Annotated in this window: 14 protein-coding genes; 6 read left to right on the top strand and 8 right to left on the bottom strand. The window is 71.5% G+C overall.

What is annotated here, in order from left to right; all coding sequences use genetic code 11:
• Window positions 1-44: 44 nt before the first annotated feature.
• Entirely contained in the window at window positions 45-332 is a 288-nt protein-coding gene (locus ACMCNO_RS17260; RefSeq protein ID WP_412750462.1) for a hypothetical protein, read from the bottom strand.
• Between the two features lie 315 nt (window positions 333-647).
• On the opposite strand from ACMCNO_RS17260, the gene ACMCNO_RS17255 reads away from it, so the two are divergent.
• The gene (locus ACMCNO_RS17255) at window positions 648-905 is read left to right on the top strand and encodes an SHOCT domain-containing protein (RefSeq protein ID WP_412750461.1); all 258 of its coding nucleotides are present in this window, start codon (window positions 648-650) and stop codon (window positions 903-905) included.
• A 15-nt stretch (window positions 906-920) separates the two neighbouring features.
• Here ACMCNO_RS17255 and ACMCNO_RS17250 read toward each other — a convergent pair whose 3' ends face one another.
• On the bottom strand, window positions 921-1,583 hold the full coding sequence (locus ACMCNO_RS17250) for an SRPBCC family protein (protein WP_412750460.1): 663 nt from the start codon (window positions 1,581-1,583) through the stop codon (window positions 921-923).
• A 201-nt stretch (window positions 1,584-1,784) separates the two neighbouring features.
• Between ACMCNO_RS17250 and ppdK the strand changes: the two genes are divergently transcribed.
• A complete protein-coding gene (ppdK, locus tag ACMCNO_RS17245) occupies window positions 1,785-4,460 on the top strand; it encodes a pyruvate, phosphate dikinase (RefSeq protein ID WP_412750459.1) in 2,676 nt (891 codons plus the stop codon).
• A 94-nt stretch (window positions 4,461-4,554) separates the two neighbouring features.
• Here the strand turns inward: ppdK and ACMCNO_RS17240 are convergent, their stop codons facing one another.
• On the bottom strand, window positions 4,555-5,919 hold the full coding sequence (locus ACMCNO_RS17240) for a methyl-accepting chemotaxis protein (protein WP_412750458.1): 1,365 nt from the start codon (window positions 5,917-5,919) through the stop codon (window positions 4,555-4,557).
• Entirely contained in the window at window positions 5,817-6,083 is a 267-nt protein-coding gene (locus tag ACMCNO_RS17235; RefSeq protein WP_412753732.1) for a hypothetical protein, read from the bottom strand. The genes ACMCNO_RS17240 and ACMCNO_RS17235 overlap by 103 nt, the downstream gene beginning before the upstream one ends.
• Between ACMCNO_RS17235 and ACMCNO_RS17230 the strand changes: the two genes are divergently transcribed.
• Both ACMCNO_RS17230 and ACMCNO_RS17225 read left to right on the top strand, forming a co-directional pair.
• Complete coding sequence (locus ACMCNO_RS17230) at window positions 6,037-6,243, top strand: hypothetical protein (protein WP_412753926.1); 207 nt, start codon at window positions 6,037-6,039, stop codon at window positions 6,241-6,243. The genes ACMCNO_RS17235 and ACMCNO_RS17230 overlap by 47 nt on opposite strands.
• A gap of 124 nt (window positions 6,244-6,367) precedes the next feature.
• Window positions 6,368-6,811 (top strand): MarR family transcriptional regulator, encoded by a 444-nt coding sequence (locus ACMCNO_RS17225; protein ID WP_412753731.1) that lies wholly within the window; start codon window positions 6,368-6,370, stop codon window positions 6,809-6,811.
• Here ACMCNO_RS17225 and ACMCNO_RS17220 read toward each other — a convergent pair.
• The 3 genes from ACMCNO_RS17220 to ACMCNO_RS17210 form a co-directional block, all read right to left on the bottom strand.
• Window positions 6,713-8,344 (bottom strand): methyl-accepting chemotaxis protein, encoded by a 1,632-nt coding sequence (locus ACMCNO_RS17220; protein ID WP_412750457.1) that lies wholly within the window; start codon window positions 8,342-8,344, stop codon window positions 6,713-6,715. The genes ACMCNO_RS17225 and ACMCNO_RS17220 overlap by 99 nt on opposite strands.
• A 177-nt stretch (window positions 8,345-8,521) precedes the next feature.
• Window positions 8,522-9,244, bottom strand: a complete 723-nt coding sequence (locus ACMCNO_RS17215) for an SGNH/GDSL hydrolase family protein (protein WP_412750456.1) — start codon at window positions 9,242-9,244, stop codon at window positions 8,522-8,524.
• Window positions 9,241-9,423, bottom strand: a complete 183-nt coding sequence (locus ACMCNO_RS17210) for a hypothetical protein (protein WP_412750455.1) — start codon at window positions 9,421-9,423, stop codon at window positions 9,241-9,243. The genes ACMCNO_RS17215 and ACMCNO_RS17210 overlap by 4 nt, the downstream gene beginning before the upstream one ends.
• 675 nt (window positions 9,424-10,098) lie before the next feature.
• Between ACMCNO_RS17210 and ACMCNO_RS17205 the strand changes: the two genes are divergently transcribed.
• Window positions 10,099-10,740, top strand: coding sequence for a DUF6230 family protein (locus ACMCNO_RS17205; RefSeq protein ID WP_412750454.1), 642 nt, complete (start codon window positions 10,099-10,101; stop codon window positions 10,738-10,740).
• 78 nt (window positions 10,741-10,818) lie between these two features.
• Window positions 10,819-12,486 (top strand): DUF6114 domain-containing protein, encoded by a 1,668-nt coding sequence (locus ACMCNO_RS17200; RefSeq protein ID WP_412750453.1) that lies wholly within the window; start codon window positions 10,819-10,821, stop codon window positions 12,484-12,486.
• 59 nt (window positions 12,487-12,545) lie between these two features.
• On the opposite strand, the gene ACMCNO_RS17195 is transcribed toward ACMCNO_RS17200, so the two are convergent.
• Window positions 12,546-12,935, bottom strand: coding sequence for a DUF1992 domain-containing protein (locus tag ACMCNO_RS17195; protein ID WP_412750452.1), 390 nt, complete (start codon window positions 12,933-12,935; stop codon window positions 12,546-12,548).
• Window positions 12,936-12,974 lie beyond the last annotated feature (39 nt).

Raw genomic sequence — 12,974 nt, 5'->3', positions numbered from 1 at the left:
GGCCCGTTCCGCCTCCTCCGGCCGCACGAGCGGTTGTCCGGTGGTCAGGCCTCCGACGGCGGCCACCGGGTGTCGGGGGGCGGAGCGAGCGGATGGCGCTCGTCGTCGCGGGCCGCCAGCAACGCCATCGCCCGCAGGTACTGCCGACGGGTGATCTCCCCGGCGCGCAGCTGCGCCACCAGCACACCCTCCAGGCTTTCGGGCGACGGCTCGGTGGCCGCGGCGCGATGATCGCCTGCGTCCTCGGTGCCCGGCGTGGGCTCCGACCACGGCCAGACGGCGGCCACGCACGCCGCCAGCAGGACGGCCGTCATGACGAACAGGAACACCACCGGTATCACCCCCTCTCCGCCATCATGCTCATCCCGGGGCGGTCAAGGCCAGCGAATGCCCCGGCCGCCCGGGACCGGCCCGGCGGCGGTCCAGTCGGGAGCGTCCCGGGTCACGCCGGACTGCGGCCAGCACACACCCGCGCGGCCCGGCGCAGCAGTGCCGAAGGTCCTGTCGAACGTGGCCGATCCGGGCCGGGGCGCGGGTCCGGCCCGCACAGATGGGGCGCAGGTCTGGGGGCCGACCGCCAAGGGCCGGTCGGCCCGTGCGCCGCCGCGCGGGCGGCGCGACGATGAGGGTGCGGGAAGGAGGCCGTCATGATGGTCTACGGCGGCGGCATGGGTCCCTGGGGCTGGCTGCTGATGGTCGTCTCGACACTGGCGTTTCTCACCCTGATCGGCGCGGCGATCCTGCTGGCGGTGCGCGCCTTCGACCGCTCAGCGGCCCAGCCGCCGGGCGGCGGGTCGGCCACCTCCGCCGCCGAGCGCGCGCTGGCCGACCGGCTCGCGGTCGGTGACATCGACGCCGATGAGTACGAGCACCGCCTGCGGGTGCTGCACCGCGGCGCGCGCTGAGCAGGCGCCCACGCCTCACGCGGGGACGAGTTGCGGCTGGTCGACGTACGCCGTGGCCCGGTCCCGGATGCCCAGCAGCATCTTCCGCTCCATGATCAGGCTGCCGGGCTCCATGACGATCCGGTTGACGAACCGCCGCGACCAGGTGGTGTCCGGAGCCGCGATCCGGTTGCGGCTGATCAGCCGGGTAGCGCCCCGGTACTCGACGAGGTGGAAGATCCATGCCCACCGGCCGTCGGTCGAACGGAACGCCAGCATCCGGTCCGGTTCGCACCGCTCCACGCGCATGCGTGGGCCGTCCGGCCCGAGCGGCAGCAGATCGCCGACCCGCAGGTCCTGAAACTGCGGCAGAATCTGCGCGGCGCTGTGCATGTCGAGGCCGAACAGGTTCTCGATCCAGTCGTACGTGTAGGCGCCGCCGCGCCCACTGCCCATCTGCACCAGCCACGGCCACACCGCCGACGGTGGCGCGGCGATCGTCACCGCGCGCGTGGACACCAGGTCCGGCTCGGCCACCAGCTCGTCGCCGGGCATCGCCAGGGCGGGTTCGTCGGCGGTGGCGCCCCAGGTGAGATACCAGCGGCGGGCAGCCGGGCGATAGGCGGCCAGCGCGGCCACGGCCGCGGCGCCGAGCAGAGTCCACGCCACCACGGCGCGCCGATCCATGAGTCTGGACACGTCTACCTCCTCCGTGTTCTCCGATGGGTACCGACCGACCCTCGCCGACTTCCGGCCCGCCCGACAGTGCCGGACGGTCCCCCGCCACCAGGACCGAAGGTCCCCGGGGCACCGGGGCGGGGACGTCCGGCCCTACAGGGCGGGACCAGCACCGCGATACCACCGAAGAGAGGACATTCGACGACGGAAGCGGGGCGGGCCATGCCCACGTACGTGTACGACTTCGCCGACGGGAACAAGGAACTCGCGGATCTGCTCGGCGGCAAGGGCGCGAACCTTGCCGAGATGACCCGGATGGGCCTGCCGGTGCCGCCCGGCTTCACGATCACCACCGAGGCGTGCCGCGCCTACCTGGCCACGGGTGAGCTGCCCGCCGGGCTGCTCGACGAGGTCGACGCGCACCTGCACCGGGTGGAACGGCAAGTCGGGCGGCGCCTCGACGACCCGGCCGACCCGCTGTTGCTGTCCGTCCGCTCCGGCGGCCGGTTCTCCATGCCCGGCATGATGGAGACCATCCTGGACGTCGGGCTCACCGACGCGAGCGTGGCCGGGCTGGCCGCGCAGAGCGGCGACGAGCGCTTCGCCTGGGACTCCTACCGGCGGCTGATCCAGATGTTCGGCAGGACCGTGTGCGGGGTGCCGGGTGAGCGGTTCGAGGCCGAGCTGGACGCCGCCCGCCGCGATGCGGGCGTGGCCACGGACACCGACGCAGCCCTGGACACCGGCCACCTGCAACAGGTGGTGGACGCGTACCGGAAGGTGTTTCACGCGCACACCGGCCGGGACTTCCCGCAGTCGCCGCGCGAGCAGCTTGCCCTGGCCGTGGCCAGCGTGTTCGCCTCGTGGAACGCGGAGCGTGCGGTGCTGTACCGCCGCCAGGAGGGCATCGGACAGGATCTGGGCACCGCGGTCACCGTGATGGCGATGGTCTTCGGCAACCGCGGCGCGGGCTCGGGTACCGGGGTGGCGTTCACCCGCGACCCGGCGACCGGCCACCCCGGCGTGTACGGCGACTACCTGGAGAACGCCCAGGGCGAGGACGTCGTGGCGGGCATCCGCAACACCGTCGGCCTGCAGGAGCTGGAACGCATCGACCCGGCCGCGTTCCGCGAGCTGCGCTCGATCATGCACCGTCTGGAGGAGCGCTACCGCGACCTGTGCGACATCGAGTTCACCATCGAGCGCGGCAAGCTGTGGATGTTGCAGACCCGGGTGGGCAAGCGCACCCCGGCGGCCGCGTTCGTGATCGCCGCCCAGCTGGTCGAGGAGGGGGTGATCAGTCTCGACGAGGCGCTGCAGCGGGTCACCGGCCGCCAGCTGGCACAGCTGATGTTCCCCAGCTTCGACCCGGCCGCCGCGCCCACGCCGCTGACCACCGGCGTACCAGCGTCTCCGGGCGCCGCGGTGGGGGCGATCGTCTTCGACTCGGGCCACGCCGCGGCGGCGGAGCACCCCGTCATCCTGGTGCGCCGCGAGACCAACCCGGACGACCTGCCCGGCATGATCGCCGCCCGCGGCATCCTCACCAGCCGCGGCGGCAAGACCTCCCACGCGGCGGTGGTGGCCCGCGGCATGGGCAAGACGTGCGTGTGCGGCGCCGAGCAGCTGCGCATCGACCCGGAACGGGAGGAGCTGCGGGTCAACGGGACCGTGCTGCACGCCGGGGATCTCGTCTCGATCGACGGCTCCACCGGCCGGGTGTACGCGGGCGACGTACCCGTGCATCCGTCGCCGGTGGTCCGTTACTTCGAGGGCGAGCTGGCCCCGGGCGGTGATCCGCTGCTGGCCGCCGTGCACCGGCTGCTGGCACACGCGGACGCCACCCGCCGCCTCGGCGTGCACACCAACGCCGACACGGGGCCGGACGCCGCCCGGGCCCGCCGGTTCGGTGCCACCGGGATCGGGCTGTGCCGCACGGAGCACATGTTCCTGGGTGAGCGGAGGGTGCTGGTCGAACGGCTGATCCTGGCCGCCGACGACACCGCCCGCGAGGCCGTCCTGGCGCAGTTGCTGCCGCTACAGCGCGCCGACTTCACCGAGATCCTGCACGAAATGGACGGTCTGCCGGTCACGGTGCGGCTGCTGGACCCGCCGTTGCACGAGTTCCTGCCCCCGCTGGAGGAGCTGACGGCGCGGGTGGCCCGCGCGGAGGCGCTCGGCGAGGATCCCGGCCGGGACGCGGTGCTGCTGGCCGCGGTGCGCCGCATGCACGAGGCCAACCCGATGCTGGGGTTGCGCGGGGTGCGTCTCGGCCTGGTCGTGCCGGGCCTGTTCGCGATGCAGGTCCGGGCGATCGCCGAGGCGGCCGCGGCGCGGATCGCCGCGGGCGGCGATCCGCGCCCGGAGATCATGGTGCCGCTGGTCGGCTCGGTCCGCGAGCTCGAGACGGTACGGGCGGAAGCGCTGCGCGTGCTGTCCGAGGTGGAGGGTGCCCCGCCGATCCGGATCGGCACGATGATCGAGGTGCCGCGGGCGGCGCTGACCGCCGGGGAGATCGCCCGCAGCGCGGAGTTCTTCTCCTTCGGCACCAACGACCTGACGCAGATGACGTGGGGATTCTCCCGCGACGACGTGGAGGGGGCGTTCTTCAGCCGGTACCTGTCGCTGGGTGTCTTCGCAGCGTCGCCGTTCGAGACGATCGACCGCGACGGCGTGGGCGAGCTGGTGCGGATCGCGGTCGAGCGGGGCCGGGCGGCCCGGCCCGGCCTGACCGTCGGGGTGTGCGGTGAGCACGGCGGCGATCCCGAATCGGTGCGGTTCTTCCACGACGCGGGGCTCGACTACGTGTCGTGCTCGCCGTTCCGGGTGCCGGTGGCCCGGCTGGAGGCGGGCCGCGCCGCGACCGCGCCGGGCACGGCAACCTCGGACAGCCGCTGAGCGGAAGGCGGCGTCGGACATGGCCGTGGCCGGTCCGGGTGATGCCCGGACCGGCCACGGCCACGGCAGGGTGGGTCGGAAGTCTGCGCGGTGCTTATGTCTGGTAGGTCGACACCAGTTGCTGCAACTCGGTCGCCAGCGCGGCCAGGCTGTTCGCGGTCGCCTGGGTCTCCGAGGCGCCCGAGGCCGCTGAGTCCGCCGCCGACGCCACTCCCGAGATATTGCCCGCGATCTCTCCGGTCCCGGCCGCCGCCTCCGCCACGTTGCGCACCATCTCACTGGTCGTCGCGGTCTGCTCCTCCACCGCCGCAGCGATCGTCGACGCGTAGTCATTGATCTGACCCGTCACCACCGCGATCTCCCCGATCGCCGTGATCGCCTGCGCCGTCTCGTCCTGGATCGCCGTGATCCGTGCCGCGATGTCGCCGGTCGCCCGCGCGGTCTCCTGCGCCAGGTCCTTCACCTCGGTGGCCACCACCGCGAATCCCTTTCCGTGCTCGCCGGCCCGGGCCGCCTCGATGGTCGCGTTCAGGGCCAGCAGGTTCGTCTGCTCCGCAATCGACGTGATCAACTGCACCACCCCGGAGATCTGCGCCGACGACTGCCCCAACTGCGCCACGATCTCGTTCGTGCGTGCCGCAGCCTCCGCGGCCTGATGCGACACCTTCGCCGCCTCACCGGCGTTGCCCGCGATCTCACCGATCGACGCCGACATCTGCTCCGCACCCGCAGCCACCGTCTGCACATTGGCCGACACCTGCTCCGCAGCCGCCGACACCGTCCCCGCCTGCGCCGACGTCTCCTCCGACGCGGCCGACAACTGCGTCGACACCGCCGACAACTCCTCCGCCGCGGCGGAGACCTGGGTGGCATTCTCGGTCACCTGATGCACCATCACCGCGGTCGACTCCGTCGAGGCGTCCAGCGCCACGGCCAACTGCGCCACCTCGTCGCGCCCGGTCAGCCCGGTCCGCTGGGTCAGGTCGCCGCCCTGGACCCGCCGGAGCACGTCGACGCAGCGGGCCAGCGGGCGGGTGATCGCCCGGGCGATCAGCCAGCTGACCGCGCCCGCGAGCAGCACGCCGAGCACCAGGAACACGATCACCATGGTGCGGGAGCGGACGTACGTGGCACGCGAGTCCGTGTTCTGCGTGTGGGCGGCCGCGGTCTCGATCTCGATCAGCTGGTCCAGCCCGGTGTTGAGGTCGTTGAGGAGGGGCCCGGCCTCGGTGTCGCGCACGTGCAGGAACGCCGCCCGGTCACCGCCCTCGATCGCCGGGGCCAGCTTGCCGTCGCGCAACTGCCGAACGGCGGCCGTCGCCTGCCTGACCTTGGCGACCGCCTGTTCACGGCCGCTCATGTCCGTGCCCGTGTACGCGGCGAAGGCCTTGTCGAAGGTCGCGTCCTGGGCCTTGCTGTCCTGCAGGAACTTGCGCACCTGGGCGGGATCGGTGGACACCGCGCGTTGAGCAGGTTGCCGCGCATGAGCTGCGCCGCGTATCGCATCTTGGCGAGCTGGGTGATGGGCACGAGAGTCTGGCTGAACATGTAGTCCGAGCGATCCTGCATCGCACTCATGTTCGCCAGTGCGACATTGGCCACCCCGAGCCCGGCCAGGGCCATCGTGGCGACCGCCATTCCGATCTTGGTGCCGACCTTTCGGTCGGTCACCAGCTTTGCCCAGTGGCGGCCACGGAGTCCGCGGACCTTGATCGACGTGCTCATCGCTCCCCTTGCGCTGGTTGCCGACCGGCGGCCGGAAGTGGTCAATCCCACGCTGTGACCCACCGATCGGTCAGGAAGGCCAGGGTGCTGAAGGATTTCGGCGCCGAAAGGTTCGACAATTTGAGTGCGCCGGCGGAGCGCTGACAGGGCCTACCTGCTGGCACTGGCCGGATCGCTGATCACTGCCCAGCTGTCGGAGGCATTACGCCGGTTCGACCTGCAGCTCAGCGACTGGATGTTGCTGGGCCGCCGCTTCGCCTGCCCCGGCACGCTCTCGGCCGGCCGAATTGGCCGCGGGTGCGGGAATCCGGGCGTCCACTGTGTCCACCGCGCTGGCCCGGCTCAGCCGGCGCAAGCTCGTGACCCGGCAGCGGCCGGACGACGATCAGCGCACGGTGCGCGTCCACCTCACCGAGGCGGACGCGCACTCTCCGCGGGCGACCCCGCGTCTACTGACTGGCCAGGGCCGGAGCGCCGCCAACCGGCACGGGACGCCGTGCCGGTTGGTGGCTTGCCGACCGTGGGGCTCAGGTCTGGTAGATCGAGACCAGCTGCTGCAGTTCGGTGGCCATCGCGGCCAGGTTGTTCGCGGTCGCCTGGGTCTCCGAGGCGCCCGAGGCCGCTGAGTCCGCCGCCGCCGCCACCCCCGCGATGTTGCCCGCGATCTCTCCGGTCCCTGAGGCGGCCTCCGCCACGTTGCGCACCATCTCGCTGGTGGTCGCGGTCTGCTCCTCCACCGCCGCAGCGATCGTCGACGCGTATGCGTTGATCTGGCCCGTCACCACCGCGATCTCCCCGATCGCCGTGATCGCCTGGGCCGTCTCGTCCTGGATCGCCGTGATCCGTGCCGCGATGTCGCCGGTCGCCCGCGCGGTCTCCTGCGCCAGGTCCTTCACCTCGGTGGCCACCACCGCGAATCCCTTTCCGTGCTCGCCGGCCCGGGCCGCCTCGATGGTCGCGTTCAGGGCCAGCAGGTTCGTCTGCTCCGCAATCGACGTGATCAACTGCACCACCCCGGAGATCTGCGCCGACGACTGCCCCAACTGCGCCACGATCTCGTTCGTGCGTGCCGCAGCCTCCGCGGCCTGATGCGACACCTTCGCCGCCTCACCGGCGTTGCCCGCGATCTCACCGATCGACGCCGACATCTGCTCCGCACCCGCAGCCACCGTCTGCACATTCCCCGACACCTGCTCCGCAGCCGCCGACACCGTCCCCGCCTGCGCCGACGTCTCCTCCGACGCGGCCGACAACTGCGTCGACACCGCCGACAACTCCTCCGCCGCGTGCGCCACCCGCGCCGCGCTCTGCACGACCTCGCCCACCATCACCGCGGTCGACTCCGTCGAGGCATCCAGCGCCACGGCCAGCTGCGCCACCTCGTCGCGGCCGGACATCCGGACCCGTACGGTCAGGTCGCCGTCGCGCACCCGGCGCAGCGCCGCGACGCAGCGGGCCAGCGGGCGGGTGATCGCCCGGGCGATCAGCCAGCTCACCACGCCCGCGAGCAGCACGCCCAGCACCACGAACGCGATCACCATGGTGCGGGAGCTGACGTACGTGGCACGCGAGTCCGTGTTCTGCGCGTGGGCGGCCGCGGTCTCGATCTCGACGAGCTGGTCCAGTCCAGCGTTGAGTTCGGACAGCACCACCGTGCCCTGGCCGTCCCGGACTCCACGGAACCCGACCAGGTTGCCGCGCTGGATCGCGGGCGCCATCCAGTCGTCGCGCAACGTGCGGTACCGCGACATCGAGCCGGTGACCTTGGCCAGTGCCTGCTCCCGCCCGGTCATGTCGGAGCGCTTGTACGCCGCGAGCGCCTGGTCGAAGATCTTGTCCTGGGCCCGGCTGTCCTTCAGGTACTCGGTGATCTGGGCGGGCTCCGCGGACGCGGCCGCGTTGAGCAACCCGACCTGGGTCAACTCGGCGGCGTGCTGCATCCGGGTGAGGTCGGTGATCGGGACCAGCGCCTGCCGGTACAGGTAGTCGGAGCCTGCCTGCATCTGCCGCATTCCGATCAACGCGGCGGCGGACACCCCGACGGCGGCCAGCGCCATCAGGGCGACGGCCAGCCAGATCTTGGTATTCACCCGCCGGTCGGTCACCAGCCGCACCAACCGGCCGGCGCCGGACCTGACCGTGATCAAGGACGTCTTCATCGACGCACTCCCGGGTAGTCGGGGGCCGCGGACGAATCCGCGCATACTCGCTGCAGCTCTCCGATCGGCCGGTGGCGGCGCTGGAGTGAGGGCAGCCGGGCACATCGTGCGCAGCGTCACCGCGTCGAGTCTGGACGCGGCAAAACCTCAGACATATCTGGAAACGGCCGCGACCGGTCACAGTGGTGGGTCGGGCAGTGCCTCGTACACGGCCGCGGCGATCGCCGCCTGGCCGCGGGCGTTCGGGTGGTCGCCGTCCTCCGCCAGCAGGGCGGTCGGGTTCGCCCGGCCGTCGGCTCCCTTGAACGCCGCGGACGTGTCCAGGTACGCCGCTCCGCCCGCGGCCGCCGCCCGGCGCAGCGCGTCGTCGGTGTACCTGGTCGCGGAAGCCGCCTCGGCCACCCCGTCGTCGCCGTAGTCCACCCGCGCCACGTCACCGTCCTCCACGACGTTCCAGTAGCCGACCACGAGCACCTCCACGCCGGGGCCGCGCAGTTCGCGGACCCGGGTGAGCGCTGCGGTGACCTCGCGCTGCACGGAGTCGGCGGCCTGGGCGTACCCCTGCTCGCCGGTGTTCGCGTCGAACGCGTCGGCCACGTCGTTCGCGCCCGCCATCAGCAGCACCACATTCGCCCCGCGTACCGCTTCGGTGCCCTCGTCGGTGTCCAGTTCGGCGGCGACGTCCGCGGCGGTGGACCCGGCCTCCGCCAGGTTTATCGAATGGGCGCCGATCCGGCCGGCGTACAGGTCGGGGAACGGGGTGCAGTCACAGTCCGTGCCGGCGGCGACGGAGTCACCGAAGGTGACCACGGTCAGCGGCGCCGTGGTGGGCATTGGGGCCGCGGCGGCGCAGCCACCGAGCACAGCGACGCCGAGCAGCGCCACGGCCCGGCGGATCACGCCGCCATGCCCGTCCGCCGGGCGAGCCGGGCGCCGAGTCCTTCGGACGCGGCGGGCGGCGAGCCGGCCAGGGCTCCCCATGTCGGGTAGGTCTCGGTGAGCCGGTTCAGCTCCAGTCCCGCGGCGGCCAGCACGCTCACCACGCTAGCCGCGACGGCCAGCGCGTGGGAACCGGACATGGGCGGTCCCACATCCGGCCCAGCAGCACCGCAGCGGCGACGCAGGGCTCTTTGTGGTTCGGCTGTCGACCTTGCGTCCTGACCGGCCTGCGGCTCCGGCGGTGCCATGCAGGGGTATGCGGTTCACAAAGTGACCATCCGCCGTCGATCGGATCTCGGCGGGCAGCTACCGGATGGCGCGCCGGCGTTGTGACTCTGAGCGATCCGATGGGCACCCAAGGCGAGACCGTTGTTGGGCGGATCACTCGAACTGGTGACTGAACGACCCCTAACCTGTGGCGCCCATCACGGACCAAATCCCCACTTATCGTCCGGCAGGCCATGCAGGTTCAGCGATCTCGAGGCATTGTTACCGATCCGTAATTTGGCGCTTACATACACGTGTGGTGACGGTCACAACGTCCTCAGCGGGTCGAAGTGTCCACTTCCAACCAATGATCCACGTCACATCCGTCTATTTCCATCACGCTGAGTAATCAGGATCCCGTGACCTGGGTTACTCGCGGGTAGCCGAGCCTCTTGTCTCGCAGTGCCGTGAGCGGCAACATTTCCCGCACATTACGACGGTCGCATCGACTGGCCTCACTACTGGCGGTAGACGAAGGAGTCCTCCGTCGATGCGAGCCGCATGGCGGTGTGCCCGCACCCGTCCCCCATGTTCCACGAGGAGGATCCGTGAAGGATGAACAAGGCGAGCCGGCGTACGGCGGTACGAACTGGCGCCGTTTCGCCGTAGCCGTGGGCGTGCCCACACTCGTTGCCGGTGGCATCGTGCTGGGCATCGCCAACGGCGCGCTGGCCGCGACCTTCAACGTGTCGGGCCAGAGCTTCAAGATTTCGGCCGACAAGCTGGAGGGCGACGGCTTCGCCCAGTACGGCGGCAGCGTGCATACAGAGGGCGGCAAGGACCTGCCGGTCGCGCTCTCCGGCATCAACAAGGCGAAGCTCACCAACCTCTGCCAGTCGGTGAAGACCCCGGGTCTTCCGGTGAGCCTCACCATCCGGGCCGGCCGCGAGGCCGGCAGGCCCGCCGAGGCGAGCCAGCTGCTGATCGGCCTGACGGAGCTGTCCGGCGACGCCGACTTCAAGAACATCAACATCGGCGCGGCGGCGTCCACCCTCACCAAGGGCGGTCCCGACGCGCACGACGAGACCAAGAACGGTGCGGCCGGCTTCGGCCAGGAGGCCGACAGCGTCGTCATCACCAACCTGCACCAGATCGGGTACTCGGCCACCGCGGCCCAGTTCTCGCTCAAGGGCCTGAGCCTGAATCTCAACTTCGACCCGGTGAGTGGCAAGCCGGCGGAGTGCTTCTGAGGTAACACCCGAGGCCCGCGGAAAACCTCCGCGGGCCTCATCCATGCCGTACCGGCTGAGGTTCTTTTGGAGGAGTACGTGGCAACTGCGAGCAAATGGCAGAGGTTCCGCGCGTGGCGTCGGCGCCGGCCGTTCTGGGGTGGTCTGCTGCTCCTGCTCGCCGGGCTGGAGCTGTTCGTCAGCGCCAACCAGACGATCGGCGATATGCAGGTTCACGTCGGACCGACCGGCTTCCTGTCCTACCTGCTCCCCGCGCTCCTGCTGCTGTGCGGCGTACTGGTCTGGATCACCCCCGGACAGCGCCTGTTCTACGGCATCATCGGGCTGCTCACCTCCCTGTACTCACTGATCGGCCTCAACCTGGGCGGCTTCTTCATCGGCATGATCCTCGGCATCCTCGGTGGCGCGCTGACCCTGGCGTGGGCGCCGCGACGCCCCGCCCCGGCGGTCACCGACGGCACCGCGCCGGATGAGCCGGGCCACCCGGCGGACCCCGCGTACGACGACACGGCGCGCACGCCGCAGCAGGCGTCCGACAACATCACCACCGCCATCCTCCCGGGGTTCACCGAGCCCGACGACCAGCAGCAGCCGCCGTCACCGCGCGGCTCGCACCGCAAGATGTTCGTCATCGCCCTCGTGCCGACCGCGATGACCGCGATGATGGTGGCCGGCAGCCACCTGCCCGCCTCGGCCGACGAGTGCCCGGACGGCCTGCCGTCGCGCTCCACCTCCGCCGCGGCCTCGTCCGCACCGGCGCGTGCCGCCGCCTCCTCGTCGCGGTCCGCGGCCACCAAGGCGGTCCCGCGCGGCACCACCAAGAGCACGAACGCCAGCACCGCCGCGAAGGCCGCCTCGGCCACGGGCAAGACCGGGGCCACCGCCAAGGAGAGCACCACCCAGTCGTCGAGCGCTTCCGCGAGCGCCGACGACGAGGAGAGTGACCACCCGGTCCTCGACGGCATCAAGGACGCGGCCGGCGCGGTCGTCGACGGCGTCGGCGACCTGCTGGGTCTCGGGGGTGACGAGAAGGCCGCCGACCCCGCGCCCAGCACCAGCGAGTCGAGTGCACCCGCGCCCACCCCGACCGCCACCGCCAAGGACCCGGCCCCGAAAGAACCCGCCCCGAAAGAACCCGCCCCGAAGGACCCGGCCCCGGCGGAGACCACCAGCGCCCCGGCCGACAACAAGCCCGCGGCGGACCCCCCGGCCGGTGACCCGTCGACCGCGAAGACGCCCACCGCCGACCCGACGCCGACGAACACCCCCAAGCCGTCGACGTCGGACATCCCGTGCCTGGGCCCGCGCGTCTTCAAGCAGGCCAGCCCGGACGACCTGCCCGACGTGTCGCTGAACGGCGGCACCCTCGAGGGCGACTCGCTGACCATGTACAACTCGAGCTACGACGGCGTCACGACGGTGACCACCCCGAGCGGACCGCTCAAGGTGCTCAAGTTCAGCATGACCAAATCCGTCACCAAGCCGTTCCAGCTGACGGTCGGCGAGGCGGGTGGGCACACCACCCAGATCAGCAGCGGCAACCTCACCACCGAGGGCAACGTACGGTTCTACACCCCGAAGTTCACCGGCAAGCTGTTCGGGCTCATCCCGGTGACCTTCACCCCGGACTCCCCGCCCCCGCTGACCCTGCCGGTGCTGTGGTTCACCGACGTGAAGATCCACCTCGCGTTCGTCCGATGCGACACCCTCACCGCCGACCCGCTGAAGCTCATCGAGAAGGCCTGACGCCGGCGTTTCTTCCGGGACGGAGACGGCGCCGGGACATGGCGCCGTTCCGTCGGCACTCAGGCCGACCTGCGCTCGCGCCAGCCGCGGACGGCCTCATCCGGATCGCACGGCGGCAGCAGTACGGCCGGACCGTCGAGCAGCCCCGCCCGGGCCTTGCGGATCCGCTCGTTCACGTCGGCGACCAGCCCCCGCACCGCCTCCTCGGTGTGCAGCCGGTCCACCGCGGCCGGCAGATCCTCGACCTCGCGGCGCAGCGCCAGCGTCGACGGCAGCACCCCGGACCCGGCGCCCTCACGCGCCAGCCAGTCCTTGATCCACCAGTCCTCGTCGTACTCGCGGCCGTGATCGGACAGCGGCTTGCCGGTGCCCCGCAGGTTGTCGAACTCGCCCTGCTCCTGCGCCTGCCGGATCAGGCGGTCGACGGCGGACTCGTACCCGTGCGCCATGCCGCCAGTCTACGAAGCGCCGCCCGGGTGCCGCGACGG

The organism is Krasilnikovia sp. M28-CT-15 (assembly GCF_047159595.1).
Taxonomy (GTDB): Bacteria; Actinomycetota; Actinomycetes; order Mycobacteriales; family Micromonosporaceae; genus Actinoplanes.
This window is presented reverse-complemented; position numbering and strand designations above follow the sequence as displayed.